This window comes from Streptococcus sp. C300 (assembly GCF_000187645.1).
GTDB classification, from domain to species: Bacteria; Bacillota; Bacilli; order Lactobacillales; family Streptococcaceae; genus Streptococcus; species Streptococcus oralis_CQ.
On the sequence record NZ_GL732466.1, the window covers coordinates 778319 to 803064 of the forward strand.

General features: G+C 42.1%; 38 protein-coding genes and 1 pseudogene. All 39 read right to left on the bottom strand.

Annotated elements, in window-relative coordinates:
- Positions 1–47 precede the first annotated feature (47 nt).
- Entirely contained in the window at positions 48–2549 is a 2502-nt protein-coding gene (leuS, locus tag HMPREF0849_RS03655) for a leucine--tRNA ligase (protein WP_000011728.1), read from the bottom strand.
- Positions 2550–2706: 157 nt separating this feature from the next.
- Positions 2707–3402 (bottom strand): histidine phosphatase family protein, encoded by a 696-nt coding sequence (locus HMPREF0849_RS03660; RefSeq protein ID WP_000049280.1) that lies wholly within the window; start codon positions 3400–3402, stop codon positions 2707–2709.
- A 236-nt stretch (positions 3403–3638) separates the two neighbouring features.
- Positions 3639–4976, bottom strand: coding sequence for a PFL family protein (locus HMPREF0849_RS03665; protein ID WP_000354880.1), 1338 nt, complete (start codon positions 4974–4976; stop codon positions 3639–3641).
- 9 nt (positions 4977–4985) lie between these two features.
- Positions 4986–5252, bottom strand: a complete 267-nt coding sequence (locus HMPREF0849_RS03670; RefSeq protein WP_000644111.1) for an ACT domain-containing protein — start codon at positions 5250–5252, stop codon at positions 4986–4988.
- Between the two features lie 264 nt (positions 5253–5516).
- A complete protein-coding gene (gene rplQ / locus HMPREF0849_RS03675) occupies positions 5517–5903 on the bottom strand; it encodes a 50S ribosomal protein L17 (protein ID WP_000331493.1) in 387 nt (128 codons plus the stop codon).
- An 11-nt stretch (positions 5904–5914) separates the two neighbouring features.
- Positions 5915–6850, bottom strand: coding sequence for a DNA-directed RNA polymerase subunit alpha (locus tag HMPREF0849_RS03680; RefSeq protein WP_000568993.1), 936 nt, complete (start codon positions 6848–6850; stop codon positions 5915–5917).
- A 42-nt stretch (positions 6851–6892) separates the two neighbouring features.
- On the bottom strand, positions 6893–7276 hold the full coding sequence (gene rpsK, locus HMPREF0849_RS03685) for a 30S ribosomal protein S11 (protein WP_001118385.1): 384 nt from the start codon (positions 7274–7276) through the stop codon (positions 6893–6895).
- A 17-nt stretch (positions 7277–7293) separates the two neighbouring features.
- Complete coding sequence (rpsM, locus tag HMPREF0849_RS03690) at positions 7294–7659, bottom strand: 30S ribosomal protein S13 (protein WP_000090781.1); 366 nt, start codon at positions 7657–7659, stop codon at positions 7294–7296.
- A gap of 17 nt (positions 7660–7676) precedes the next feature.
- A complete protein-coding gene (rpmJ, locus tag HMPREF0849_RS03695) occupies positions 7677–7793 on the bottom strand; it encodes a 50S ribosomal protein L36 (RefSeq protein WP_001808836.1) in 117 nt (38 codons plus the stop codon).
- 24 nt (positions 7794–7817) lie between these two features.
- Positions 7818–8036, bottom strand: coding sequence for a translation initiation factor IF-1 (infA, locus tag HMPREF0849_RS03700; RefSeq protein WP_001029883.1), 219 nt, complete (start codon positions 8034–8036; stop codon positions 7818–7820).
- Positions 8037–8152: 116 nt separating this feature from the next.
- On the bottom strand, positions 8153–8791 hold the full coding sequence (locus HMPREF0849_RS03705) for an adenylate kinase (protein WP_001050433.1): 639 nt from the start codon (positions 8789–8791) through the stop codon (positions 8153–8155).
- Positions 8792–8936: 145 nt separating this feature from the next.
- Positions 8937–10247: a preprotein translocase subunit SecY gene (gene secY / locus HMPREF0849_RS03710; protein WP_000465385.1), complete on the bottom strand. Its 1311-nt coding sequence runs from the start codon at positions 10245–10247 to the stop codon at positions 8937–8939.
- Between the two features lie 12 nt (positions 10248–10259).
- Positions 10260–10700: a 50S ribosomal protein L15 gene (rplO, locus tag HMPREF0849_RS03715; protein ID WP_000766089.1), complete on the bottom strand. Its 441-nt coding sequence runs from the start codon at positions 10698–10700 to the stop codon at positions 10260–10262.
- Between the two features lie 144 nt (positions 10701–10844).
- Positions 10845–11027 carry a 50S ribosomal protein L30 gene (gene rpmD, locus HMPREF0849_RS03720; protein WP_000057241.1) on the bottom strand — a complete coding sequence of 61 codons (183 nt, stop codon included), beginning with the start codon at positions 11025–11027 and terminating at the stop codon, positions 10845–10847.
- Positions 11028–11040: 13 nt separating this feature from the next.
- Entirely contained in the window at positions 11041–11535 is a 495-nt protein-coding gene (rpsE, locus tag HMPREF0849_RS03725) for a 30S ribosomal protein S5 (protein WP_000874204.1), read from the bottom strand.
- Between the two features lie 17 nt (positions 11536–11552).
- Positions 11553–11909 (bottom strand): 50S ribosomal protein L18, encoded by a 357-nt coding sequence (gene rplR, locus HMPREF0849_RS03730; RefSeq protein ID WP_004244055.1) that lies wholly within the window; start codon positions 11907–11909, stop codon positions 11553–11555.
- Positions 11910–11992: 83 nt separating this feature from the next.
- Positions 11993–12529, bottom strand: coding sequence for a 50S ribosomal protein L6 (gene rplF / locus HMPREF0849_RS03735; protein WP_000086626.1), 537 nt, complete (start codon positions 12527–12529; stop codon positions 11993–11995).
- 189 nt (positions 12530–12718) lie between these two features.
- Entirely contained in the window at positions 12719–13117 is a 399-nt protein-coding gene (gene rpsH / locus HMPREF0849_RS03740; protein ID WP_000245504.1) for a 30S ribosomal protein S8, read from the bottom strand.
- Between the two features lie 213 nt (positions 13118–13330).
- Complete coding sequence (locus tag HMPREF0849_RS03745) at positions 13331–13516, bottom strand: type Z 30S ribosomal protein S14 (RefSeq protein ID WP_001085697.1); 186 nt, start codon at positions 13514–13516, stop codon at positions 13331–13333.
- A 17-nt stretch (positions 13517–13533) separates the two neighbouring features.
- Complete coding sequence (gene rplE / locus HMPREF0849_RS03750) at positions 13534–14076, bottom strand: 50S ribosomal protein L5 (RefSeq protein ID WP_000013542.1); 543 nt, start codon at positions 14074–14076, stop codon at positions 13534–13536.
- Positions 14077–14099: 23 nt separating this feature from the next.
- Positions 14100–14405: a 50S ribosomal protein L24 gene (gene rplX, locus HMPREF0849_RS03755; RefSeq protein ID WP_000497691.1), complete on the bottom strand. Its 306-nt coding sequence runs from the start codon at positions 14403–14405 to the stop codon at positions 14100–14102.
- 77 nt (positions 14406–14482) lie between these two features.
- On the bottom strand, positions 14483–14851 hold the full coding sequence (gene rplN, locus HMPREF0849_RS03760) for a 50S ribosomal protein L14 (protein WP_000616545.1): 369 nt from the start codon (positions 14849–14851) through the stop codon (positions 14483–14485).
- 25 nt (positions 14852–14876) lie between these two features.
- Positions 14877–15137: a 30S ribosomal protein S17 gene (gene rpsQ, locus HMPREF0849_RS03765; protein WP_000440801.1), complete on the bottom strand. Its 261-nt coding sequence runs from the start codon at positions 15135–15137 to the stop codon at positions 14877–14879.
- A 24-nt stretch (positions 15138–15161) separates the two neighbouring features.
- Positions 15162–15368 (bottom strand): 50S ribosomal protein L29, encoded by a 207-nt coding sequence (rpmC, locus tag HMPREF0849_RS03770; RefSeq protein WP_000772918.1) that lies wholly within the window; start codon positions 15366–15368, stop codon positions 15162–15164.
- A 9-nt stretch (positions 15369–15377) separates the two neighbouring features.
- Positions 15378–15791, bottom strand: coding sequence for a 50S ribosomal protein L16 (rplP, locus tag HMPREF0849_RS03775; RefSeq protein WP_000960946.1), 414 nt, complete (start codon positions 15789–15791; stop codon positions 15378–15380).
- A 3-nt stretch (positions 15792–15794) separates the two neighbouring features.
- On the bottom strand, positions 15795–16448 hold the full coding sequence (gene rpsC / locus HMPREF0849_RS03780; protein ID WP_000529934.1) for a 30S ribosomal protein S3: 654 nt from the start codon (positions 16446–16448) through the stop codon (positions 15795–15797).
- A 12-nt stretch (positions 16449–16460) separates the two neighbouring features.
- A complete protein-coding gene (rplV, locus tag HMPREF0849_RS03785) occupies positions 16461–16805 on the bottom strand; it encodes a 50S ribosomal protein L22 (protein ID WP_000818137.1) in 345 nt (114 codons plus the stop codon).
- Between the two features lie 11 nt (positions 16806–16816).
- Positions 16817–17098, bottom strand: a complete 282-nt coding sequence (rpsS, locus tag HMPREF0849_RS03790) for a 30S ribosomal protein S19 (RefSeq protein ID WP_000533766.1) — start codon at positions 17096–17098, stop codon at positions 16817–16819.
- Between the two features lie 103 nt (positions 17099–17201).
- On the bottom strand, positions 17202–18035 hold the full coding sequence (gene rplB / locus HMPREF0849_RS03795; RefSeq protein WP_000512910.1) for a 50S ribosomal protein L2: 834 nt from the start codon (positions 18033–18035) through the stop codon (positions 17202–17204).
- A 17-nt stretch (positions 18036–18052) separates the two neighbouring features.
- The gene (locus HMPREF0849_RS03800) at positions 18053–18349 is read right to left on the bottom strand and encodes a 50S ribosomal protein L23 (protein WP_001055347.1); all 297 of its coding nucleotides are present in this window, start codon (positions 18347–18349) and stop codon (positions 18053–18055) included.
- Positions 18349–18972, bottom strand: coding sequence for a 50S ribosomal protein L4 (gene rplD, locus HMPREF0849_RS03805; protein WP_000024537.1), 624 nt, complete (start codon positions 18970–18972; stop codon positions 18349–18351). The genes HMPREF0849_RS03800 and rplD overlap by 1 nt, the downstream gene beginning before the upstream one ends.
- Positions 18973–18996: 24 nt before the next feature.
- Positions 18997–19623: a 50S ribosomal protein L3 gene (gene rplC, locus HMPREF0849_RS03810; RefSeq protein ID WP_000160197.1), complete on the bottom strand. Its 627-nt coding sequence runs from the start codon at positions 19621–19623 to the stop codon at positions 18997–18999.
- An 82-nt stretch (positions 19624–19705) separates the two neighbouring features.
- Positions 19706–20014 (bottom strand): 30S ribosomal protein S10, encoded by a 309-nt coding sequence (rpsJ, locus tag HMPREF0849_RS03815; protein WP_001284513.1) that lies wholly within the window; start codon positions 20012–20014, stop codon positions 19706–19708.
- 266 nt (positions 20015–20280) lie between these two features.
- Positions 20281–20907: a uridine kinase family protein gene (locus HMPREF0849_RS03820; protein WP_000725972.1), complete on the bottom strand. Its 627-nt coding sequence runs from the start codon at positions 20905–20907 to the stop codon at positions 20281–20283.
- Positions 20904–21500 (bottom strand): anaerobic ribonucleoside-triphosphate reductase activating protein, encoded by a 597-nt coding sequence (gene nrdG, locus HMPREF0849_RS03825; protein WP_000220163.1) that lies wholly within the window; start codon positions 21498–21500, stop codon positions 20904–20906. The genes HMPREF0849_RS03820 and nrdG overlap by 4 nt, the downstream gene beginning before the upstream one ends.
- Positions 21501–21504: 4 nt before the next feature.
- Entirely contained in the window at positions 21505–22005 is a 501-nt protein-coding gene (locus HMPREF0849_RS03830; RefSeq protein WP_000423394.1) for a GNAT family N-acetyltransferase, read from the bottom strand.
- Between the two features lie 44 nt (positions 22006–22049).
- On the bottom strand, positions 22050–22190 hold the full coding sequence (locus HMPREF0849_RS03835; RefSeq protein ID WP_000521625.1) for a hypothetical protein: 141 nt from the start codon (positions 22188–22190) through the stop codon (positions 22050–22052).
- Between the two features lie 11 nt (positions 22191–22201).
- Entirely contained in the window at positions 22202–24409 is a 2208-nt protein-coding gene (gene nrdD, locus HMPREF0849_RS03840; protein WP_000636180.1) for an anaerobic ribonucleoside-triphosphate reductase, read from the bottom strand.
- Between the two features lie 129 nt (positions 24410–24538).
- A pseudogene (locus HMPREF0849_RS10245) lies at positions 24539–24746 on the bottom strand (damage-inducible protein CinA); the annotation flags it as partial.

Below are 24746 nucleotides of genomic sequence, written 5' to 3' on the forward strand. Positions count from 1 at the left end.
GGGGTCCAGTGGACTATTGAAGGTGGCAGATAGAGATAATAAACTCGTTATTTAACGACGATATTAACGAGTTTGTTAGGTACCGCAATCACCTTCACGATTTCCTTGCCGTCAATTTCTGCTTTAACTTTTTCATCAGCCAGAGCGATTTCTTGCAATTCTTCGCGTGATAGGTCTTTAGCAACCATCAATTTGGAACGAACTTTTCCTTTGATTTGGACGACGATTTCGATTTCATCTTCAACCAATTTACTTTCGTCCCAAGTTGGCCAAGCTACATAAGAGATGGACTCACCTGTTGCAGCAACTGTTTGCCAGAGTTCTTCTGCCAAATGAGGTGCAAATGGGGCAATCAATTGGATAAAGCCTTTGGCGTAGTCCACATAGAGTTTGTCTTCCTTATTAGCAGCGTTGACAAAGACCATAAGTTGGGCAATAGCTGTGTTGAATTTCATGGATTCGATTTGCTCAGTAACAGATTTAACGGTTTCGTTATAAACCTTGTCAAGAGCACCATTATTTTCCGCAACAATTTCTTTACTTGTAATCAAACGGTAAACACGGTCGAGGAACTTACGGCTTCCTTCCAGGCCTTCTTCTGACCAAGCGATAGAAGCATCAAGTGGTCCCATGAACATTTCATAGACACGAAGGGTATCGGCACCATATTGTTCCACCACATCGTCTGGATTGACAACGTTCTTGAGTGATTTAGACATCTTGGCTGGTGCTTGCTCCAACTCTTCTCCTGTTTCCACATGGAAGAAAGAACCGTCACGTTTTTCAACCTTATCAGTCGCTACAAGAGCTCCACGGTGGTCACGGTAGCTTGTTCCCAAAATCATCCCTTGGTTAAAGAGTTTTTGGAATGGTTCCTTAGTCGGAACAACACCGAGGTCATAGAGGAATTTGTGCCAGAAACGAGCATAGAGCAAGTGAAGTACAGCATGCTCTGCACCACCCACGTAGATATCTACTGGCAACCATTGTTTGAGGAGGTCCTCATCAGCCAATTTCTCAGTATTGTGCGGGTCAATATAGCGGAGGTAGTACCAGCTTGAACCAGCCCATTGTGGCATGGTGTTGGTTTCACGACGACCTTTGACACCATCTTCACGCGTCACTTCCAACCAGTCGGTCAAGTTAGCCAATGGGCTTTCCCCAGTACCTGAAGGACGGATATCCTTGGTGACTGGCAAGACAAGTGGCAATTCACTTTCAGGAACAGCTGTTGAAGTCCCATCTTCCCAATGAATGATTGGGATTGGCTCACCCCAGTAACGTTGACGGCTAAAGAGCCAGTCGCGGAGACGGTAGGTAACCTTCTCTTGTCCACAACCTTTCTCTTCCAACCAAGCCACAATTTTAGCAATCGCTTCTTCTTTGTTCAGTCCATCTAGGAAGTCTGAATTGACATGAAGACCATCTTCAGTATAGGCAGCTTCTGCTACATTTCCACCTTCTAGCACTTCTACGATTGGAAGGTCAAATTGTTTGGCAAATTCCCAGTCACGTTGGTCGTGGGCTGGCACAGCCATAACGGCACCTGTTCCATAGCTCGCAAGAACATAGTCGGCGATCCAGATTGGAATTTCCTTACCATTGACAGGGTTGATAGCATAAGCACCAGTCCAAACCCCTGTTTTTTCCTTGGCAAGGTCGGTACGAGCCAAGTCAGACTTGAGGCTAGCTTGGTGTTTGTAGTCTGCTACGGCTTCAGCTTGTTCTGGACTGACGATAGCATCTACCAAATCATGCTCAGGCGCCAATACAGTGAAAGTCGCACCGAAAAGGGTATCTGGACGTGTCGTAAAGACGGTAAATTCCTTGTCAGTCCCTTTCACTTTGAAAGTTACATTAGCACCAGTTGATTTACCAATCCAGTTGCGTTGCATGTCCTTGATAGACTCTGGCCAGTCAAGATCATCCAAGTCATTAAGCAAACGCTCCGCATAGGCAGTGATTTTAAGCATCCATTGGCGCATCGGTTTGCGGACAACTGGATAGCCTCCACGCTCAGAAGTTCCGTCAGGAAGGACTTCTTCGTTGGCAATGGCCGTCCCCAATTCCTCAACCCAGTTTACTGGCACTTCCGCTTCATAAGCTAAACCTTTTTCGTAAAGCTTGGTGAAGATCCACTGAGTCCATTTGTAGTAGTTTGGATCTGTTGTGTTGACTTCACGATCCCAGTCGTAAGAGAATCCAAGCGCATTGATTTGACGTTTGAAGTTGGCAATGTTTTCCGCTGTAAATTCTGCCGGGTCATTCCCCGTATCCATAGCGTATTGCTCTGCAGGCAAACCAAAGGCATCCCAACCCATTGGGTGAAGGACATTGTAGCCTTGCGCACGTTTGTAACGGCTAAGGATATCAGTCGCTGTGTAGCCTTCTGGGTGTCCTACGTGCAATCCAGCTCCTGAAGGATATGGGAACATGTCGAGAGCATAAAACTTCGGTTTTGATGCATCTGTTCCTGTCTTAAATGTATGATGTTCTGCCCAGTAGCCCTGCCACTTAGGCTCAATTTCTTTATGATTGTAAAAACTCATGGTCTCTCTCCAATTTTGTGATGTTACTATTATACCATTTTTGAGGGAATTTGAAAGACGAGAAATGTTCTTTTAGACTTGGATAACAAGAAATACTGGGTCGCAAATCCAACTTATTTAACAGGAAAAAAAGTTAGCTCCTAATCGGAGCTAACTTCTATTGATTATTTGTCTCTTCCATCTTCTCACGTCCCAGTTCTCGATAACTACGGTCACCAACAACCTCAACGCTAAACTGACCGTCCTCATATTCAAGAATCGTCACGCTACCATTATCGAGGCCATGCGGATGCATACCATTGATCAGATAAACAATGGTCCCAATGGTCATTCCATGGCTTACGACGAGAGCATTGCCCCCACCTTGTTCTTCCATTTCTTTGGCAATCGCTTCAAAGCCTTCCTTGATTCGACCACTGAGTTTTTCCCAACCTTCAGCCCAGCCAGCTGTATCAACCTCTACCAAACCCTCAGCCAGTTCAGCATAAGACAATTGGTGAACATGGTCCACATTGAAAATTCTCGGAATCAAGCCCATAAAGAGGTCCCCATCATAGGCCCCATCAAAACTACCAAAGCACCACTCTCTGATGCGCTTGTCCATGCGGTAAGGGATTTTCCCCTGCAGGCCAAGTTCTTCTAGGATAATTCCCATAGTTTGAATGGTGCGCCCTGAATCACTGGAATAAGCGCGATCAAATTGTAAACCAGACTCTCTCAAGCCAATTCCCAGTTCATGGATTCCCAACTCACCTTCTGCAGTCAGAGGTGTATCACTCCATCCTTGAGCACGTCCAATTGTGTTAAACATCGTTTTCCCATGACGGACCAAGTACAATCTTACTTTAGACATTTTCTATCCTCCATTTTCTTCTATTATATCATGGATCAAAGAAATATTTGGCTTTCAAAAGCAAAGCCAACATTTGTAAATTACCCAAAAGAAAAGCTACCCTCATGGTAGCTTCCCTAGGAGATTATTATGAAAAAGTTTAGGATTTCTATTAAATAAAGTTAGGAGGTCTTTATTTAATGATTATAGTATACACAGTCATCCTTAAACTCAACTTAAATCCTCTCGCTTTTTTATTAATTTTTAAAACTATGGATTGGAGCTGGGATTTGCCCACCGCGAGAGATGAAATCAACAGACGAAGCCCCGTTGACCTTCATTACTGGAGCTGTCCCTAGCAAGCCACCAAACTCAATCATATCGCCTTCCTTGCCCTTTGGAATAATACGGACAGCCGTTGTTTTCATGTTAATAACACCGATTGCCGCCTCATCTGCAATCATAGCCGCAATGGTTTCAGCAGGCGTATCTTCTGGAATGGCAATCATATCCAGTCCAACTGAACAGATAGCCGTCATGGCTTCTAGTTTCTCTAAATTCAGAGAACCATCTTGCACCGCAGCAATCATCCCCTCATCTTCAGAAACGGGGATAAAAGCACCTGACAAGCCACCGACTTGGTTACAAGCCATCACTCCGCCCTTCTTAACTTGGTCATTCAAAAGAGCGAGGGCAGCCGTCGTCCCATGCGTACCAACTGTTTCTAGGCCCATTTCCTCAAGGACACGTGCCACAGAATCACCAACTGCAGGAGTTGGCGCCAAGCTTAGATCGACAATTCCAAAGTCAACACCAAGGCGTTCACTCGCCATTTGTCCAACCAGCTGACCGATACGAGTAATCTTGAAGGCCGTTTTCTTGACTGTTTCCGCTACTACATCAAAGCTCTGTCCACGAACCTTTTCCAAGGCACGCTTGACCACACCAGGACCCGAAACCCCGACATTGATGATAACATCTGCTTCGCCAACACCATGAAAGGCCCCTGCCATAAAAGGATTGTCCTCAACAGCATTAGCAAATACGACCAACTTGGCCGCACCCATATCTGATAAGTTCGCTGTTTCCTTGATGATACGTCCCATATCTGCAACTGCAGTCATGTTGATGCCTGACTTAGTTGAGCCAATGTTAACAGACGAACAAACCTTGTCGGTCTCAGCTAGAGCGCGTGGGATAGAATTGACGAGAATCTCATCTCCTTTTTGGTAGCCTTTTTGTACCAAGGCAGAGAATCCACCAATAAAGTCAACACCGATCTCCTTGGCAGCCTTGTCAAGAGCCTTTGCCAAAACAACATAGTCCGTCGCATCAGTCGCTGCACCAATTAAAGAAATCGGAGTCACCGATACCCGTTTATTAACAATAGGAATCCCAAGTTCTGCAGCAATTTCGTCTCCTACAGCCACTAAATTTGCAGCTTTAGTGGTGATTTTTTGGTAAATCTTTTCAGCAGCACGTTCAATATCTGGATCAATACAATCCAAAAGGGAAATCCCCATGGTGATGGTTCTGATATCGAAGTTCTGCTCCTCGATCATGGCAATGGTTTCTGTAACTTGTCTAATATCCATAGCCACCTCCTAGATATTATACATAGCGTCAAAAATCGCCGCACTTTGAATATTTATTTTGACATTCAAGGTCTGACCGAAAGTTTCAAACTCATTTCGAAGATAAGTGAAATCCTGTTTTTCGTCACTAGAAACGACCGCCATCATAGTAAAGTATTCATCCAACACCGTCTGAGAAATATCGTCAATATTCAAACCCAACTCTGCAATCTTAGTAGACACGCCTGCAACGATCCCAGCCTTGTCCTTACCAACCACTGTAATAATAGCCTTCATTCTTATACCCCATTTCTACGATTATTAGAAAACCTGAACGTTTTTGATTTTCTTTTTTCCTAGTATAGCATATTTCCGAAAAAAATACTAAAAAACGCCTGCTTACGAAGTTGTTCTTAAACAAAAAAACAATTTCGTAAACAAGCGTCTACCCTATCAAATGATGATGAGTGTTCCCGCTAGGACCGAAGTCCCAGCGGTAGACCAGAGCTAGACTAAGAGCACAAGACTCCATCATCATAACACTCAACAAAATTGATGATTTTATACTAATTCGATGATCGCCATTGGCGCAGCATCACCACGACGTGGTTCAGTTTTAAGGATACGAGTGTATCCACCGTTACGTTCAGCATAACGAGGTGCGATTTCTGAGAACAATTTTTGAAGTGCTGTAGTAGAAGTGTACTTATCAGTTGCTTCATCATAGTTTTCAGATGCGATTTCATTACGTACGAAAGCAGCTGCTTGACGACGTGCATGCAAATCACCACGTTTACCTAGAGTAATCATTTTTTCAACAGTTTTACGGATTTCTTTAGCACGAGCTTCAGTTGTCACGATTGATTCGTTGATCAAAAGGTCAGTTGTCAAATCGCGAAGCATTGCTTTACGTTGTGAGCTAGTGCGTCCTAGTTTACGGTAAGCCATGTATTCCTCCTTTATTTATCTTTTAATCCAAGACCCAAGTCAATGAGTTTGAGTTTCACTTCTTCCAAACTCTTGCGTCCAAGATTTCGTACTTTCATCATCTCTGCTTCAGATTTTTCTGTCAAATCATGCACAGTATTGATACCGGCACGTTTCAAACAGTTGTATGAACGCACAGACAAGTCCAGTTCCTCAATCGTACGATCCAAAATACGATCGTCAGATTCAGTATCAGCTTCTTTCATCACTTCAGTTGACTTAGCAATCTCAGTAAGATTTGTAAACAAATCAAGATGTTCTGTCAAGATACGTGCTGAAAGCCCTAAAGCATCTTCAGGAATAATTGTTCCATTAGTCAAGATTTCAAGGGTTAATTTGTCAAATCCATCATTGCTACCTACACGAGCAGGCTCTACTTGATAGTTGACTTTTGTAACTGGTGTATAAATAGAATCTACAGCAAGTGTTCCAACTGGTGCATTATCCTTTTTATTTTCATCAGCAGGTACATATCCACGACCACTGTTAACAGTCATTGTCGCTTTTAGAGAAGAACCTTCACCGATTGTAAAGAGATAATGATCTGGATTTACAATCTCAATATCACTGTCAGTCAAAATGTCTCCAGCTGTAATTTCAGCAGGACCTTCAACGTCAAGTTCAATGATTTTTTCGTCTTCAACGTATGATTTCACTGCAATCCCTTTAATGTTCAGAATGATTTGCATCACGTCTTCACGAACACCTGGAACTGTGTCGAACTCATGCAAGACACCTTCAATGTTGATAGATGTCACTGCTGCTCCTGGTAGAGAAGCTAGTAGTACACGACGAAGAGAGTTACCAAGAGTTGTACCGTAGCCACGTTCAAGTGGTTCGATTACAAACTTGCCATAATCTTTATTTTCATCAATTTTTGTTATATTTGGTTTTTCAAACTCAATCATTTAGTTACTCCCTCTTAAACGAAAAGCAGTGTAATGCGATGATTATACACGGCGACGTTTTGGAGGACGAGCACCATTGTGTGGCACTGGAGTCACATCACGAATTGCTGTTACTTCAAGACCAGCGGCAGCAAGCGCACGAATAGCTGACTCACGACCAGAACCTGGACCTTTTACAGTAACTTCAACTGATTTAAGACCGTGTTCTTGTGCAGATTTAGCAGCAGCTTCAGAAGCCATTTGAGCAGCGAATGGTGTAGATTTACGAGAACCTTTGAAACCAAGAGCACCAGCTGATGACCAAGCAATTGCATTACCATGCACATCAGTAATCATAACAATAGTGTTATTAAATGTAGCGTGAATATGAGCAATACCAGATTCGATATTCTTTTTCACACGACGTTTACGTGTTGGTTTAGCCAAGACTTTTACCTCCTATATTATTTTTTCTTACCAGCAATCGCAACAGCTTTACCTTTACGAGTGCGAGCGTTGTTTTTAGTGTTTTGTCCACGGACAGGAAGTCCACGACGGTGACGAATACCACGGTAAGAACCGATTTCCATCAAACGTTTGATGTTCAAGTTTACTTCACGACGAAGGTCACCTTCAACTTTGATTGCATCCACTTCACGACGGATAGCATCTTCTTGATCTGATGTAAGGTCACGTACACGAACATCTTCTGAGATTCCAGCAGCAGCCAAAATTTTCTTAGATGTTGCAAGTCCGATACCATAAACGTAAGTCAATGAGATTACTACGCGTTTGTCATTTGGAATGTCAACTCCAGCAATACGAGCCATGTTTTCTCCTTTCTATCTTATCCTTGACGTTGTTTGTGTTTTGGATTTGCTGGGCAAATTACCATAACACGACCATTACGACGAATTACTTTACAGTATTCGCAAATTGGTTTGACCGATGGTCTTACTTTCATTTCTTATCCCTCCAAGTTTTTCGATTATTTAAAGCGGTAAGTGATACGTCCACGTGTCAAGTCATATGGACTCATCTCGACAGTAACACGATCTCCCGCTAAAATACGAATATAGTTTTTACGAATTTTACCAGAAACTGTTGCTAAAATCTGATGTCCATTTTCAAGTTCAACCGTAAACATTGCGTTAGGCATTGTATCAACTACTTTGCCTTCAACTTCAATCACATCGTCTTTTGCCACGCAAAAGCACCTCCATAAATTTCGATTCGATGCCTCTGAAAACAGAGACAACAATTATAAGTCAGACTATCTCAGTATAACATTTGTAGCGATTTTTTGCAAGTGTGAAAAACGCTTTATTTCAAATTTGTCAATACTTTTTCGATGTCTTTGAACACATCATTGATATCTTGATTTCCTTCGATATCGTGGACCAAACCTTTGGCACGGTAGTGAGCAATGATTGGTTCACCTTGAGCGATATTCACATCCAAACGACGCTTCACTGTCTCCGGTTTGTCATCTTCACGTTGGTAGTAATCTTCCTCTTTGTAGTCAACGGGTGGGTTGAAAACTTTGTGGAAGGTTTCACCTGTTTCGCGGTGGATGATACGACCACTCAAACGTTCCAAGAGACAATCTGGATTCACTTCGATATTGATCACACCTTCTAGTTCGATACCAAGTTCCGCCAATGTTTTGTCCAAGGCATGGGCTTGTTCAATCGTACGTGGGTAACCATCCAACAAGAAACCTGTTTCCTTGATGTCGTCCTGTGAAAGGCGTTCTTTAACGATTCCATTTGTAACTTCATCTGGAACCAACTCACCTTTGTCAATATATGACTTCGCAAGTACACCCATTTCAGTTTGATTTGCCATAGCAGCACGGAACATATCTCCAGTTGAAATGTGTGCCACGTGGAATTGCTCCACAATTTTAGCTGCTTGCGTTCCCTTACCTGCTCCAGGTAAGCCCATAATCAAAAGATTCATGATAGGATCTCCTTATTTTGTATTTAAATAGAAGCAGAAATCTCTTTCAACCCCTATTTAAAAACAAAATAGAAGAGGGGAGACGAAAATCTCTCTAATAGATAGACCTTCATACTCCACTCTCTAAGCAAAAGTGATTTTGCTTTTATTCTGTTTTGTCCATGAAACCAACATACTTACGTTTCAATAGGTAACCTTCAAGTTGTTTGATTCCTTCGATACCGGTTGAGATAATGATCAAAAGACTAGTTCCCCCAAAAGCAACAGCTTCTGAAAGACCAAAGACATCTTTTGCCACAATCGGCAAGATTGAAATCACACCAAGGAAGATTGATCCGACAGTCGCAAGGCGACGAAGAAGTTTCGACATGAACTCTTCAGTACCCTTACCAGGACGGACACCATGAATGTAGGCTCCACTCTTTTGCAAGTTTTCTGCTGCTTTCTCTGGATTGATCTGTACAAATGTATAGAAGAACGTAAAGAGAATGATTAGCAAGGCATACATAGCAACACCTGTTGGAGATGTTGTAGATAACATTTCCTGTGCTGTACGTACCCAAGCCCAATCATGACCTGTAGCACTCAAAAATTGAAGAATGGCTGCAGGTGCTGCTGTAATGGAACTTGCAAAGATAACTGGGATAACCCCCGCTGGGTTTACCTTCAATGGAAGGTATGAGCTTGATGGGGCTCCTTGAGCAACTTTTGTATATTGGATTGGAATTTTATATTCTGCCTGTTGAACAAAGGTTGTAAAGTAAACAATCAACAAGACAGCGATAATCAAAATAACGACAAAGATAATAGATGAAGTCAAACGGCTACTTGGAATATTGACGAAGTAGTCAACATAGATGCCTTTAATCATCTCAGGAATTGAAGCAACAATACCTGCAAAGATGATCATAGAAACACCATTTCCGTATCCCTTATCTGTAATTTGTTCCCCGAGCCAAGTTACAATCATACTACCTGCTGTGAGGATAATACCGATAGTAACAAAGACTTGTGGAGTTAAAGCTGTCGTTAATAATTTCGCTCCAGATAGAGTATTAAATCCTGCTGTAATCCCGATAGATTGAACAAATGCAAGCACTAGTGCAATATAACGAGTAGCTTGGTTTAGTTTTCTCCGTCCTACTTCCCCTTGTTTGCCCCATTCTACAAACTTCGGTAAAATATCCATTTGTAGCAATTGAACAACGATTGAAGCAGTGATATACGGACTTACCCCGAGTGCAAAAACGGAGAAGTTCTTCATGGCATTCCCTGAAACAAGACTAAGCATGTTCAAGAAAGATAAACCACTGAGAGCTTCTAAACTTTTTGCATTCACACCTGGAACAGTGATACTTGTCCCAATACGGAAAACAAGAATGATAAAAATCGTAAAGAGAATTTTTGATCGAACTTGTTTAACCTTGAGCGCTTCTTTTAATAATTTAAAAAACATGGGTCACCTCTCTTAGATGACTTCTACAGAACCACCTTTAGCAGTGATAGCTTCCTCAGCTGATTTAGAGAATTTAGCTGCTTTCACAGTCAATTTCTTAGTCAACTCACCGTTACCAAGAATTTTAACTCCTGATTTTTCAGCTTTTACAATTCCTGCTTCGATAAGTACAACTGGAGTTACTTCTGCACCGTCTTCAAAGACGTTCAATTGGTCAAGGTTTACAATTGCGTATTCTTTAGCGTTGATGTTAGTGAATCCACGTTTTGGAAGACGACGGAACAATGGAGTTTGTCCACCTTCAAAACCAAGGCGAACTCCGCCACCGCTACGAGCTTTTTGACCTTTTTGACCGCGACCAGATGTTTTACCGTTACCTGATGAAGTACCACGACCAACACGGTTACGTACTTTACGAGAACCTTCTGCAGGTTTCAATTCATGAAGTTTCATTATTATTTTCTCCTCTTTTGTAAAATGCTAGCGCCGATAAGAGAGAAAAGGTTGTCTCCCTTATCAACTCGCCTATACATGTTCATCTAAGATGACTATACCTAGTTTTAGGGGATGAGTATTGCCACATCCCCTAAAAATTCATTAGTTTACTTCTTCAACTGTTACCAAGTGAGATACTGCAGTAATCATACCACGGATAGCAGCGTTGTCTTCTTTAATAACAGAGCTGTTCAATTTGCCAAGTCCAAGTGCTACAACAGTTTTACGTTGCGATGGAATGCGTCCGATTGGAGACTTAGTCAAAGTAATTTTAATTTGAGCCATTTTATCCCCTTTCTTATGCCAAATCAGAAACTGAAATACCACGAAGGGCAGCAACTTCTTCAGCGCGTTTCAATTGTTTCAAACCTTCAACAGTTGCGCGAACAATGTTGATTGGAGTGTTAGAACCAAGTGATTTAGATGTAATATCTGCCACACCTGCCAATTCCACAACGGCACGAACTGCACCACCAGCGGCAACCCCAGAACCTTCTACAGCAGGTTTCAACAATACTTTAGCTCCACCGAATTCTGAAAGAACTTCGTGTGGGATTGTTGTTCCAACCATAGGAACTTCAATCAAGTTTTTCTTAGCATCTTCTACTGCTTTGCGGATTGCTTCTGGAACTTCTTGAGCTTTACCAGTACCAAATCCTACGCGACCGTTGTGGTCACCAACAACAACAAGAGCTGCGAAACGAAGACGACGTCCACCTTTAACAACTTTTGTAACACGGTTGACAGCAACTACGCGTTCTTCTAATTCAACTGCATTGTCTTTAAATGCCATTTTCTAGTGTCCTCCTATTAGAATTTCAATCCGTTTTCACGAGCTGCATCAGCCAAAGCTTTCACACGTCCGTGATATAGATATCCACCGCGGTCGAACACCACTTCTGAAATACCTTTAGCGTTTGCACGTTCTGCAACGAGTTTACCGACAGTAACGGCTTGTTCAGTTTTAGTTCCTTTTGAAACTTCTTTGTCAAGAGTTGAAGCACTTGCGAGCGTTACACCCGCTACGTCATCAATCACTTGAGCGTAGATGCCTGTATTAGAACGGAATACGTTCAAACGTGGGCGATCAGCAGTTCCAGAGAGTTTTCCGCGAACGCGACGGTGGCGTTTTTGGCGGAGTTTGTTTTTATCTGGTTTAGAAATCACAGTTTTCACCTCTTTAGTTTTAAATCGTGTGCTATGCACTAAGTTGGAAAATAGGTTGGTGGTTGAAAATCAACCACTCAACATTATTTACCTGTTTTACCTTCTTTACGGCGAACGAATTCACCAACGTAACGGATACCTTTACCTTTATATGGTTCTGGTGAACGAAGGCTACGTACGTAAGCAGCTGTTTGACCAACTACTTCTTTTGAAATTCCGCTAACAACGATTGTTGTTGGGTTTGGAAGTTCAAAAGTAATTCCTTCTGGAGCTTCAACTTCGTCTGGATGAGATTTACCAACAGCCAAAACAAGCTTAGATCCTTGAAGTTGTGCACGGTAACCAACCCCGCGCATTTCAAGTTCTTTCTTGAATCCTTCTGATACACCAACAACCATGTTGTTCAAAAGGGCACGAGTAGTTCCGTGGATTGTTTTCATTTCTTTTGAATCGTTTGGACGGTGAAGAGTTACTTCAGTACCTTCCACACGAATTTCAATATCTTTTGAGAACTCACGAGTAAGTTCTCCTTTAGGTCCTTTTACAGTTACAACGTTGTCATTGTTAGTGATTTCAACACCAGCAGGCAACACGATAACTTTATTACCAATACGTGACATGTTTATTTTCTCCTGTTAAATTGTCAGGCCAGAACGGCCAGTTTTCACGGGGGCTTAAATCGATTTCTCGATTTAAAGGAACATTTAGGTTTCAATTTCAAAGTGAATCTAGGCATCGTCTCGCCGGCATAACTTTGGGTTAGGCAAGAGACGATAACGACGAGTCGCAAAGAAATTGGGAGCTAAATATTACCAAACGTAAGCGATAACCTCACCACCAACATTCTTTTGGCGAGCTTCTTTATCAGTAAGCAAACCTTCAGAAGTTGAAAGGATAGCAATTCCAAGTCCGTTAAGAACTTTTGGAAGATCTTCACGTTTTTTGTAGACACGAAGTCCTGGTTTAGAAACACGTTTCAAGTTAGTGATAACTTTTTCACCGTTTGGTCCGTATTTAAGGAATACACGGATGATGCCTTGTTTGTCATCTTCGATGATTTCTACGTTCTTAACAAAACCTTCGCGTTTAAGGATTTCAGCAATCCCTTTTTTGATGTTTGATGCAGGTACTTCAAGTACTTCGTGTTTCGCTTGGTTAGCGTTACGAATACGAGTTAGGAAGTCTGCGATTGGGTCAGTCATAACCATTTTGTTTTTCTCCTCTTACTAGTAGTTTGCAAGTTGCACTTGCTAGTTAATGATTGAGCTAGTCTCAGATAGTATTGACACATTCAAATGAGAGAACTCTTATTTGAACACGAGCTACAACCTGTGCAAAAAAGATAAATTCGTTTTGGAGCATCGCTCCTTCACCAAATTTCCTATTTTTGCTGTGGTTGTTACGCTCTTTGTATCATGATATTACCAAGATGCTTTTGTTACACCAGGAATTTGTCCTTTGTAAGCTAATTCACGGAAGCAAACACGGCAAAGTTTAAATTTGCGGTAAACTGAATGTGGACGACCACATTTTTCACAACGAGTATAAGCTTGAGTAGAGAACTTCGCTGGACGTTTGTTCTTAGCAATCATTGATTTTTTAGCCATTAGATTTACCTCCTATATTATTTTGCAAAAGGCATTCCAAGGCCTGTAAGCAATGCACGTGACTCTTCGTCAGTGTTAGCAGTTGTTACGATAACGATGTCAAGACCACGAGTTTTGTCAACGTCATCAAAGTTGATTTCTGGGAAGATCAATTGTTCTTTCACACCAAGAGTGTAGTTTCCGCGTCCATCAAATGATTTTGTTGGAACACCGTGGAAGTCACGTACACGTGGAAGTGAAACTGAAACCAATTTGTCCAAGAATTCGTACATACGTTCACCACGAAGGGTAACTTTTGCACCGATCGCTACACCTTCACGAAGACGGAAGCCGGCGATTGATTTTTTAGCTTTAGTGATAAGTGGTTTTTGACCTGAGATAAGTGCCAATTCTTCAGCAGCTTTTTCAAGACTTTTAGCGTTTGATACAGCTTCACCAACACCCATGTTCAAAACGATCTTATCTACTTTAGGCACAGCCATCACTGATGAGTAGTTGAATTGTTCTGTCAAAGCAGGAACTACTTCATTAAGATATTTTTCTTTTAAACGATTTGCCATTATACTTCTCCTTTCCTTCGTGATTAATCAAGCACTTCGCCTGATTTTTTGTTGTAGCGAACTTTTTTACCGTCTACAAATTTGTAACCAACACGACCAGCTACACCATTTTTGTCCAATACTTGAACGTTTGATACGTGGATAGCTGCTTCTTTCTCGATGATACCACCTTGAGGAAGCTCGTTAGTTGGACGTTGGTGTTTCTTAACGATGTTCACACCTTCAACGATAACTTTATTTACTTTTGGAAGGGCAGTAAGGACAACAGCTTCTGTTCCCTTATCTTTACCAGCGATTACGCGAACTTTGTCGCCTTTTTTTACAAACATTAGGTTTCTCCTTGATTTTTCTTACGCCCATAAGGGCACCCTAGCTTGAAGCTAGGGGACTAGTTTGTTTCTAAAAATTAAAGTACTTCTGGAGCAAGTGACACGATCTTCATGAAGCCACCTTCACGCAATTCACGTGCAACTGGGCCAAAGATACGTGTTCCGCGAGGAGTTTTGTCTTCACGGATGATAACTGCTGCGTTTTCGTCAAATTTGATGTATGAACCATCAGCACGACGAGCACCTGATTTAGTACGAACGATAACAGCTTTTACAACGTCACCTTTTTTAACCGCACCACCAGGAGTAGCTTGTTTTACAGATGCCACGATAACATCACCGATGTTTGCAAATTTACGTCCTGAACCACCAAGAACTTTGATAGTCAAGATTTCGCGAGCACCGCTGTTGTCTGCGACTTTCAAACGAGTTTCTGTTTGAATCATTTCAGTTTTCTCCTTTCAGGTTTGATTAGATGATGACCGCTTCTTCAACAACTTCTACAAGACGGAAACGTTTTGTAGCTGAAAGCGGACGAGTTTCCATGATACGTACGATATCGCCTTCTTTGGCAACATTGTTTTCATCATGTGCTTTGTATTTTTTAGAGTAGTTAATACGTTTACCATAGACTGGGTGGTTACGTTTTGTTTCAACTACAACTGTGATTGTCTTGTCCATTTTGTCAGATACAACACGTCCAACAAGAACTTTACGATTATTGCGTTCCATTGAAATTTCTCCTTCCCTAGTCTATTATTTCGCTTCAGATTGAACTGTTTTGATACGAGCGATTTGTTTTTTAACTTCTTTCAAGCGAGCTGTTTGTTCCAATTGACCAGTAGCAGCTTGGAAACGAAGTTCAAACAATTCTTTTTTCAATTCGTTTTCGCGCTTCGCGAGTTCTTCTTGAGAAAGACCACGAAGTTCTTTAACAAATTCTTTTACTTCATTAAGTTTCATGCCTTCTCCTTATTCTGCTTCACGTTTTACGAATTTACATTTAACTGGCAATTTGTGGCTTGCAAGACGAAGCGCTTCACGAGCAATCTCTTCAGATACACCAGCGATTTCGAACATCACTTTACCACGTTTAACTGGCGCTACCCAACCTTCAGGTGCCCCTTTACCAGATCCCATACGCACACCGATAGCTTTAGCGGTGTATGATTTGTGTGGGAAGATTTTAATCCAAACTTTACCACCACGTTTCATGTAACGAGTCATGGCGATACGAGCAGCTTCGATTTGGCGGTTAGTGATCCAGTGGCTAGTTGTAGCTTGAAGACCGTATTCACCGAATGCTACTTCTTTTCCACCTTTTGCTTCACCGCGCATTTTTCCACGGAATTCACGACGGTGTTTAACACGTTTAGGTACTAACATTGGTTATTTACCTCCTTTAGTGTTTTTACGAGCTGGAAGAACTTCACCACGGTAGATCCATACTTTAACACCAAGTTTACCGTATGTAGTATCTGCTTCTTCCCAAGCGTAATCGATATCTGCACGAAGTGTGTGAAGTGGAACAGTTCCTTCAGAGTATCCTTCAGCACGGGCGATATCTGCACCGTTCAAACGACCTGATACTTGAGTTTTGATCCCTTTAGCTCCAGCACGTATTGCACGTTGGATTGCTTGTTTTTGTGCACGACGGAAAGCAACACGTTGCTCCAATTGACGAGCAATTCCTTCACCTACAAGGTGAGCATCCAAATCAGGTTGTTTGATTTCGATGATGTTGATGTGTACTTGTTTTCCAGTCAATTTGTTAAGTTTTGCACGGAGTGCATCAACGTTAGCACCACCTTTACCGATAACCATACCTGGTTTAGCAGTGTGAAGTGAAACGTTAACTTTGTTTACTGCGCGTTCAATTTCGATAGTTGAAACTGCTGCGTCAGCAAGTTCTTTTTGAACGAATTTACGGATTGCAAGATCTTCATGAAGGTAATCCGCGTATTCTTTTTCAGCATACCATTTGGCATCCCAATCACGGATGATGCCGACACGCATACCAATTGGATGTACTTTTTGACCCACGATGTTACCTCCTTATTTTTCTGCAACAGCTACAGTGATGTGAGCTGTACGTTTGTTGATTGGTGAAGCTGAACCTTTCGCACGTGGACGGAAACGTTTCATAGTTGGTCCTTCGTTTGCGAATGCTTCAGATACTACCAAATTAGCTTTGTCCAAACCAAAGTTATTTTCAGCGTTAGCTACAGCTGAATTCAAAACTTTCAAGATGATTTCAGCAGCTTTGTTTGGTGTGAATGTCAAGATTGCAATAGCATCGGCTACGCTTTTACCACGGATGTTGTCAAGAACAAGACGTGATTTACGAGGTGAAACACGTACTGTACGAGCCATTGCTTTAGCTGAAGTAATTTCTGCCATTTATGTTCTCCTTATTTTCTACGTGTTTTCTTGTCGTCTGCAGCGTGACCCTTGTAAGTACGAGTTGGTGCAAATTCACCAAGTTTGTGACCTACCATGTCTTCTTGGATGTAAACAGGTACGTGTTTACGTCCGTCATAAACTGCAATAGTGTAACCAATGAAACTTGGGAAGATCGTTGAACGACGTGACCAAGTTTTGATAACTTTTTTCTTTTCGTCGTTAGCTTGAGCTTCAACTTTTTTCATCAAATGCTCATCGACGAAAGGTCCTTTTTTAAGACTGCGTCCCATTTTTATATTTTCTCCTTTAAATGTTGTACCACAGCGGCTTGCGCTCACATGGAGCGCTACCGAGCTGGCGGATTTCCTAGTTGCTTAGGCGACTAGTTTACTATTATTTCTCGTTGCGACGACGAACGATAAGTTTGTCAGATTTCGCTTTCTTGTTACGAGTTTTAAGACCAAGAGCAGGTTTGCCCCATGGAGTAGATGGCGCTTTACGACCAACTGGTGCTTTACCTTCACCACCACCGTGTGGGTGATCGTTAGGGTTCATTACAGAACCACGAACTGTTGGGCGGATACCTTTCCAACGGCTACGTCCTGCTTTACCAAGGTTTACAAGTCCATGTTGTTCGTTTCCGACAACACCAACTGTAGCACGACAAGTTCCAAGAATCATACGAACTTCGCCAGATTGAAGACGAACAAGAACGTATTTACCTTCTTGACCCAATACTTGGGCAGAAGCACCAGCAGCACGTACCAATTCTCCACCACGACCTGGTTTCAATTCGATGTTGTGGATCAAAGTACCAACTGGGATGTTAGCAAGTGGAAGAGCGTTTCCGACTTTGATATCTGCTTCAGGACCTGAAACGATACGTTGACCAACTTCAAGACCTTTTGGAGCGATGATGTATGCTTTCACACCGTCAGTGTAGTGTACAAGAGCGATGTTTGCAGAACGGTTTGGATCGTACTCGATAGTTTTAACAACTGCTTCAACATTGTCTTTGTTACGTTTGAAGTCAACCAAACGGTAGAAACGTTTGTGTCCACCACCTTGGTGACGAACAGTGATACGACCGTTGTTGTTACGACCAGCCTTGCTCTTCAAAGCAACAAGCAATGATTTTTCAGGAGTGCTTGTTGTGATTTCAGCGAAATCCAAAGAAGTCATATTACGGCGACCGTTTGTTGTTGGTTTATAAACACGAATTCCCACGATATTTCCTCCTTAGATTATTCAGCTTCAGCAGCAAACAACTCGATTGCTTTTGAATCAGCTGTAAGTGTGATGATAGCTTTTTTAGTTTTGTTAGTAAAACCAGTGTAACGTCCAACACGTTTCGCTTTTGGTTTTACGTTGATTGTGTTAACGTTGGCAACTTTAACACCTTCGAAAGCAGCTTCAACAGCTTGCTTGATCAAAAGTTTGTGTGCACGAGTGTCAACTTCAAATACATATTTTCCTGCTTCAAGTTGAGCCATTGAGCTTTCAGTGATGACAGGTTTTTTGATAACATCATACAAATTCATTATGCAAGAACCTCCTCGATTTTAGAGATAGCTGCTTGTGTGACAAGAAGTTTGTCGCTATTTGCGATGTCAAGAACACTTGCAGTTGTAGCAGTTGCAACTTTCACGTTTGGAAGGTTACGAGCTGAAAGAGCTGCGAATTCATTTCCTTCTTCAAGGATAACAAGAACTTTAGAATCGATGCTCAATGCTGCAAGAACTTTTGCAAATTCAGCAGTTTTTGGAGCTGTAAATGAAAGAGCGTCTACAGCTACGAATTTGTTTTCAGCAACTTTTTCAGAGTAAACTGATTTAAGAGCTAGGCGACGAACTTTTTGTGGAAGTTTGTAGCCGTATGAACGTGGAGTTGGTCCGAAGACAACACCACCACCACGCCATTGTGGTGAGCGGATAGAACCTTGACGAGCACGTCCAGTTCCTTTTTGACGCCATGGTTTGCGTCCACCACCTGATACTGCAGAGCGGTTTTTAACAGCGTGTGTTCCTTGACGAAGGCTTGCGCGTTGGCTGATGATCACATCAAACACAACTGATTCATTTGGTTCAATACCAAATACTGCATCGTTAAGAACAACTTGGCCAGCTTCTTTACCAGTTTGGTCAAATAATGTTACGTTTGCCATTGTGACTGATTTCCCCTTTCTTTATTATTTACCAGCTTTAACTGCTGATTTGATAGTGATAAGAGATTTCTTAGCACCTGGTACGTTACCTTTGATAAGGATAACGTTCTTTTCTGGAACAACTTGTACAACTTCAAGGTTTTGAATTGTTACGCGGTCGCCACCCATACGTCCTGCAAGGTTTTTACCTTTGAATACGCGGTTAGGTGCAACAGGTCCCATTGAACCTGGACGACGGTGGTAACGAGAACCGTGAGCCATTGGTCCACGTGATTGTCCGTGGCGTTTGATGACACCTTGGAAACCTTTACCTTTAGAAGTACCAGTTACGTCAACAACGTCTCCAGCTGCGAATGTTTCAACTGTGATTTCAGCACCAACTTCCAAGCCTTCAACGTTTTTGAATTCACGAATGAAGCGCTTAGGAGCCGTGTTAGCTTTCGCTACATGTCCTTTAGCAGGTTTGTTGCTCAATACTTCGCGTTTGTCATCGAAACCAACTTGGATAGCGTTGTATCCGTCTGTTTCAACAGTTTTAACTTGAAGAACAACGTTTGGAGTTGCTTCAATAACTGTTACAGGGATCAATTCGCCAGCTTCAGTGAAGATTTGAGTCATTCCCACTTTTTTCCCTAAGATTCCTTTTGTCATGAGAAAATAGTTCCTTTTCTATATTTTTTATTCAAAAAGTTTTTAACGAGCGTTTTTTATGCTCAAGGTATCAAGCTTTAGATTAAAGTTTGATTTCTACGTTTACACCACTTGGAAGATCCAATTTCATCAAAGCATCAACTGTTTTTTGAGTTGGGTTAACGATATCGATCAAACGTTTGTGTGTACGCATTTCAAATTGTTCGCGAGAGTCTTTGTATTTGTGAGTCGCACGAATGATTGTGTAGAGGCTACGCTCAGTTGGAAGTGGGATTGGACCCGCAACTTGTGCACCTGTACGAGTAGCTGATTCTACGATTTTTGCAGCCGCTGTGTCAAGCGTACGGTGTTCGTAAGCTTTCAAACGGATACGGATTTTTTTGTTTGCCATCTTTTTCTCCTTTTCGTCTATTTAAGATAATAGGCTAGCTCCACAAGAAAACCGACGCGCGTTGCGTGGCAATGCAACCGAGCGTGTCGCAACCTCTTGCATCAAAGCTAAGGCTGTAATTTACAGCACCATAATAGAATAACACAAAGCCCCTGCGATTGCAAGGGATTTGTGAGCTTTTTTTCGTTTTTTTAAGATGAAACTGTTTTCTCTTTTTATCTTTCCAAAATTACGGATTTATATCTATAAAAAAACCGGCTTTTCTTCTATATAATGTGAGTCATTTTGACCTTGAATGTATCTTCTGATTGATCTACTAAAATGTCCGCTTTAGACTCGGTTTCTCTATAGTATCGCAGGTACTGCTCCCTTCTCATCTGATGGCTAGCTAATACAAAAGATGCATCGCGATTTCTCATAGTCGTATCTCGAGCTAGACGCCTCTTTAATTCGGTCTCCTCATCCGTGTAGAAACTGATGGTTTTGTCAAAGAGTTCCTTGGGTAGAAAGCCCACAGACATCCCTTCAACAATCAGAATCGGCTTGGCTCCAGACAAGACCTCGCTAGCCTTCCACGGTTCATCGATTGTTAAGACATCCATACCTGCCTGCAAGGCGAGAATATCTCTCTGTAAACTTGCCAGTTCATGCGCCACTGGGAGACAAGCTGTCACCTTTTGATTTGGTGCTTGCTTTGGTACTACCAGGTGACGTTCTGAAGTGATATAGGGATCTGTTTCTAGTAAATTTACTGTAGTGGAATCTAGGGCTTGATGTAATTCCTGAGCGAAGGTTGACTTACCTGAAGCCCCATGACCGTAGATCCCTAGTGTCCTAATTCTTCCCGTTTCGATCTCTGAAACCAGTTGTTCTATCAGGTCTTTTTTCTTCATTCTCTCTTCACCTGCTCATAGCTTTCTTTTCCGTCGTTAAGTTTGTCCCAAATCACTATTTGACCTTGTTTGAGAGATTTTTGCACATCGATAATTCGTTGATTAGAAGACCCTCGAAACTGGAGCATAAGATTGCGCTTGCTTTTATCATACCGTCCATCGACAAGGATGTCAATCAGCGACAAGAGTTCCAATTTGTCTGGAGTCTCCAGCATCATTTCTTCCCAAGTGTAGCCCGTCCAGGACCAGATGTCTTTGTCTGGCAATTCCTTTCGAATGCGCTTAACGAGAGGTAAGAGGATACCTGTATTGAGAAATGGTTCTCCTCCTAGCAAGGTCAATCCTTGAACATAGGATTGGGCAAGGTCTGCCATGATTTGTTCTTCTAACTCTGGCGTATAAGGAATCCCAGCATTAAATGACCAGGTCGCAACATTATAGCATCCCTCACAGTGGAACATGCAACCTGATACATAGAGAGAGTTGCGCACACCTTCTCCATCGACAAAGTTAAAGGCCTTATAATCAATGATCCGCCCTTTACTAAGCTCCTCACTTTTCCATTCACCTGGTTTTGGTGTATTCCATGTCATCCTTCTACTCCAAATCTATCCAGTAACGTTCTACGCCATTGCGAACATCCTCAAACACCCCACTATTTGCCACAATCACCGCCCTACTAGCAGGATTTTCCGTACTACAGGTCACAAGTGCTTTTTTGATGTTCTTTTCCTTAGCAACTTGTAGACCTTGTCGGAGGGATTCTTTGGCATAACCCTTACCTCTTTCAGATGGACGAATGGAGTAGCCAATATGGCCCCCGTTTTCTAGTAAGTAGTCATTTAATCGGAGACGAAGGTTGAGAAAGCCAAGAGCCTGGCCTGCTACGTCAAAACTAACCAGCTGGATAGCAGGAACCCAGTTTTCAGGAATATTGAGTCCCGCTTCCGCTTGAAGATTTTCTTCTAGCCACTCTTCATAAACAAAATTGTTGGCGTTCCAAAATCCGCCATCGTGGGCTGATTGAGTCTGTTCAAACTCTGCCATCATCTCTAAAACTGTTTCTTTATCTGCCAATATCGGTCTGCGTAGTTCCATATTCCCCTCCCACCTAAGAGAAAAGTGAGAGCAGACTCTCACTTTTATTTTTTCTTGTTCTTGTTTAAAAACTGTTCTCTGAGGTTGAGCAAGCGTTCTTTTTTACCTGTTCCACCTTTCGAGTGTTTCTCGTGATAACGGGTCACTTGTGCGCGTCCCTTATCGTCTAATTGGTATTTCCCCATTCCATTTCCTTCTAATTTGTTACTTCATGTCCAGCTGTTTTAATAGTTGAACCGTTCATGTGTTTGACACGCGCAGCGATTTCCTTGTGGCGTCCATTAACCATTGGACGCGCTTGAGGATTCCCCAGATAACCACACGTACGTTTGACCACATCTACTGTTTTAGGGTCGCTATTGCCACAGTTTGGACAAGCAAATCCTCGCTCAGTTGGTTCAAAATCCCCTTCAAAGTCACACTTGTAGCAACAATCAATAGGAGTATTGGTCCCTAGATAGCCGACACGGTCATAGGCATAGTCCCAAACAGCTTCCAAGGCTTTAGGATTTTGTTGAAGAACTGGATACTCACAATAATGGATAAAACCACCTGACGCACCTGCTTCTGGATAAACTTTCTCAAAGTCTAATTTTTCAAACGGCGTTGGATTTTTCCGGACATCGTAGTGGAACGAGTTGGTGTAGTATTCCTTATCCGTGATGTCAGGAATAGAACCAAACTTCTCTGTGTCTAAGCGACAGAAGCGATCTGTCAGACTTTCAGACGGTGTGGAGTAGATCGAGAAATGGTAACCATATTGGTCAGACCACTCTTCCACACGACGTTTCATATCGCGAATAATATCCAATGTGAATTCCTTGGCTTCAGGATTGCTTTCCCAGCTATTTCCAAAGAAGACTGTAGCCACTTCGTACAAACCGATGTAGCCCAGCGAAACTGTCGCACGGCGATTCTTAAAGAGTTGGTCAACACTTTCTTCTTTTCCGAGACGGCGGCCGAAGGCTCCATACTGATAAAGGATAGGGGCATTTGCTGGTGTTGCTTCCTTGGTTCGTTCGACACGATAAACCAGAGCATCCTCCGCAATGTTCATTCTCTCGTTGAAGATTTCCCAAAACTTATTCAGATCTCCTTCAGACTCGAGGGCGATACGAGGCAGATTAACCGTCACAACACCTAGATTCATACGACCTGAATTGACCTCAACACCATTTTCATCTTTCCAGCCTTGGAGGAAGGAGCGACAACCCATAGGAACCTTGAAAGAACCAGTCAGTTCGATAATCTTATCATAGGACAAGACATCTGGGTACATCCGCTTGGTTGCACACTCAAGAGCCAACTGTTTGATGTCGTAGTTAGGTGAACCTTCCTCTAAGTTGAGTCCTCTTTTCAGCGTAAAGATGAGTTTAGGAAAGATGGCTGTGCGGTGTTCTGAACCAAGCCCCTTGATTCGGATGGTCAAGATAGCTTTTTGAATTTCCCGCTCAAAACGACTAGTTCCTAGACCAAAACCTAGTGAAGTAAAAGGTGTTTGTCCATTTGAAGTGAAGAGGGTATTGATTTCATACTCAAGAGATTGCATGGCATCGTAGATGTCTTTTTGGGTTTTCTTCCAAGCATAATCTTCCCGTTTGTCAGGCAAGACCCATTCTTCCGCATCCTTGAGGTGTTTTTGGTAATTCTTCTCCGCATAAGGCGCCAAGACTTCATCGATACGGTCAGCTGAACAGCCCCCGTACTGGCTAGAAGCAACGTTGGCGATGATTTGTGAAATCTGAGCGGTCGCAGTCTGGATAGACTTGGGACTCTCTACCTCTGCATTTCCAATCTTAAAACCATTTTCCAGCATGCCTTTAAAATCAATCAAACAGCAGTTGGTCATCGGAGTGTAGGGGCTGTAGTCCAAGTCATGATAGTGGATATCCCCTTTTTGGTGAGCATTGGCTACGTGCTTAGGAAGCATTTGCAGTCCGATTGATTTCCCAACAATCCCTGCTGTCAAATCACGCTGGGTATTAAAGACATCACTGTCTTTATTGGCATTTTCATTGACAACTGCTTGATCTTTATTGAGAAGTTTATGGATACTAAAGTTGATATCTGTCGCTTTTGAGCGCTCAAAATCCCTTTGTGTCCGATAAGTGATATACTCCTCAGCTAGCGCATATTCTTTGGCTTCAAGGAGTTCATGTTCTACGACATTTTGAATTTCGTAAATCTTGACACCTTGAGGGAAGCGACTGTGAATTTCAGTCACGATTCTTTCAACTAGACCATTTAGGCGTTTTTCTACTAGAGGCGTAACGTCCATAACCTTTTCCGCCGCCTTGTGGAGAGCCTTGTCAATCTTGTCTACATCAAACACCACACGTCTACCATCTCGTTTTTCAACGAACAAGGTGGGAACGGTTGCAAGCTTTTCTTCTAATACAATCATATCCATGCTCTTTTCTAAAATATTGTTGAATTGTTTATATTCAGTATTATACCACTCTAAAAATAAAAATCAATATCTTGTGTTAAAAATCCTAAAATTTTTAAAATTCCACAAGATATTGATTTTTTGTTATTTTGATTTATAAAGTTTGAACTCGCTAGTATCTGTCTGAACAAGCTCATAGTTTTCACTGAGCCAGCTCTCTACATCTGACCACAAGGCAACTTTTTGATTGACCACAATCATCTTCGGTTGATTCTCTTTCAGGTCATTCATCAGTTTGGTTTTATTTTCATCGCTTGCAGTATAGAGTGTTGGAGTTGATAGAGAAGTCGGC

Bases quoted from the DNA above. Each gene is read 5' to 3' on its own strand.
- leuS (WP_000011728.1), bottom strand. From the start codon at position 2,549: ATGAGTTTTTACAATCATAAAGAAATTGAGCCTAAGTGGCAGGGCTAC.
- HMPREF0849_RS03660 (WP_000049280.1), bottom strand. From the start codon at position 3,402: ATGTCTAAAGTAAGATTGTACTTGGTCCGTCATGGGAAAACGATGTTT.
- HMPREF0849_RS03665 (WP_000354880.1), bottom strand. From the start codon at position 4,976: ATGGATATTAGACAAGTTACAGAAACCATTGCCATGATCGAGGAGCAG.
- HMPREF0849_RS03670 (WP_000644111.1), bottom strand. From the start codon at position 5,252: ATGAAGGCTATTATTACAGTGGTTGGTAAGGACAAGGCTGGGATCGTT.
- rplQ (WP_000331493.1), bottom strand. From the start codon at position 5,903: ATGGCTTACCGTAAACTAGGACGCACTAGCTCACAACGTAAAGCAATG.
- HMPREF0849_RS03680 (WP_000568993.1), bottom strand. From the start codon at position 6,850: ATGATTGAGTTTGAAAAACCAAATATAACAAAAATTGATGAAAATAAA.
- rpsM (WP_000090781.1), bottom strand. From the start codon at position 7,659: ATGGCTCGTATTGCTGGAGTTGACATTCCAAATGACAAACGCGTAGTA.
- rpmJ (WP_001808836.1), bottom strand. From the start codon at position 7,793: ATGAAAGTAAGACCATCGGTCAAACCAATTTGCGAATACTGTAAAGTA.
- HMPREF0849_RS03705 (WP_001050433.1), bottom strand. From the start codon at position 8,791: ATGAATCTTTTGATTATGGGCTTACCTGGAGCAGGTAAGGGAACGCAA.
- secY (WP_000465385.1), bottom strand. From the start codon at position 10,247: ATGTTTTTTAAATTATTAAAAGAAGCGCTCAAGGTTAAACAAGTTCGA.
- rplO (WP_000766089.1), bottom strand. From the start codon at position 10,700: ATGAAACTTCATGAATTGAAACCTGCAGAAGGTTCTCGTAAAGTACGT.
- rpmD (WP_000057241.1), bottom strand. From the start codon at position 11,027: ATGGCTCAAATTAAAATTACTTTGACTAAGTCTCCAATCGGACGCATT.
- rpsE (WP_000874204.1), bottom strand. From the start codon at position 11,535: ATGGCATTTAAAGACAATGCAGTTGAATTAGAAGAACGCGTAGTTGCT.
- rplF (WP_000086626.1), bottom strand. From the start codon at position 12,529: ATGTCACGTATTGGTAATAAAGTTATCGTGTTGCCTGCTGGTGTTGAA.
- rpsH (WP_000245504.1), bottom strand. From the start codon at position 13,117: ATGGTTATGACTGACCCAATCGCAGACTTCCTAACTCGTATTCGTAAC.
- HMPREF0849_RS03745 (WP_001085697.1), bottom strand. From the start codon at position 13,516: ATGGCTAAAAAATCAATGATTGCTAAGAACAAACGTCCAGCGAAGTTC.
- rplE (WP_000013542.1), bottom strand. From the start codon at position 14,076: ATGGCAAATCGTTTAAAAGAAAAATATCTTAATGAAGTAGTTCCTGCT.
- rplX (WP_000497691.1), bottom strand. From the start codon at position 14,405: ATGTTTGTAAAAAAAGGCGACAAAGTTCGCGTAATCGCTGGTAAAGAT.
- rplN (WP_000616545.1), bottom strand. From the start codon at position 14,851: ATGATTCAAACAGAAACTCGTTTGAAAGTCGCAGACAACAGCGGTGCT.
- rpsQ (WP_000440801.1), bottom strand. From the start codon at position 15,137: ATGGAACGCAATAATCGTAAAGTTCTTGTTGGACGTGTTGTATCTGAC.
- rpmC (WP_000772918.1), bottom strand. From the start codon at position 15,368: ATGAAACTTAATGAAGTAAAAGAATTTGTTAAAGAACTTCGTGGTCTT.
- rplP (WP_000960946.1), bottom strand. From the start codon at position 15,791: ATGTTAGTACCTAAACGTGTTAAACACCGTCGTGAATTCCGTGGAAAA.
- rplV (WP_000818137.1), bottom strand. From the start codon at position 16,805: ATGGCAGAAATTACTTCAGCTAAAGCAATGGCTCGTACAGTACGTGTT.
- rpsS (WP_000533766.1), bottom strand. From the start codon at position 17,098: ATGGGACGCAGTCTTAAAAAAGGACCTTTCGTCGATGAGCATTTGATG.
- HMPREF0849_RS03800 (WP_001055347.1), bottom strand. From the start codon at position 18,349: ATGAATTTGTATGATGTTATCAAAAAACCTGTCATCACTGAAAGCTCA.
- rplD (WP_000024537.1), bottom strand. From the start codon at position 18,972: ATGGCAAACGTAACATTATTTGACCAAACTGGTAAAGAAGCTGGCCAA.
- rplC (WP_000160197.1), bottom strand. From the start codon at position 19,623: ATGACAAAAGGAATCTTAGGGAAAAAAGTGGGAATGACTCAAATCTTC.
- rpsJ (WP_001284513.1), bottom strand. From the start codon at position 20,014: ATGGCAAACAAAAAAATCCGTATCCGTTTGAAAGCTTACGAACACCGT.
- HMPREF0849_RS03820 (WP_000725972.1), bottom strand. From the start codon at position 20,907: ATGAAGAAAAAAGACCTGATAGAACAACTGGTTTCAGAGATCGAAACG.
- nrdG (WP_000220163.1), bottom strand. From the start codon at position 21,500: ATGACATGGAATACACCAAAACCAGGTGAATGGAAAAGTGAGGAGCTT.
- HMPREF0849_RS03830 (WP_000423394.1), bottom strand. From the start codon at position 22,005: ATGGAACTACGCAGACCGATATTGGCAGATAAAGAAACAGTTTTAGAG.
- HMPREF0849_RS03835 (WP_000521625.1), bottom strand. From the start codon at position 22,190: ATGGGGAAATACCAATTAGACGATAAGGGACGCGCACAAGTGACCCGT.
- nrdD (WP_000636180.1), bottom strand. From the start codon at position 24,409: ATGATTGTATTAGAAGAAAAGCTTGCAACCGTTCCCACCTTGTTCGTT.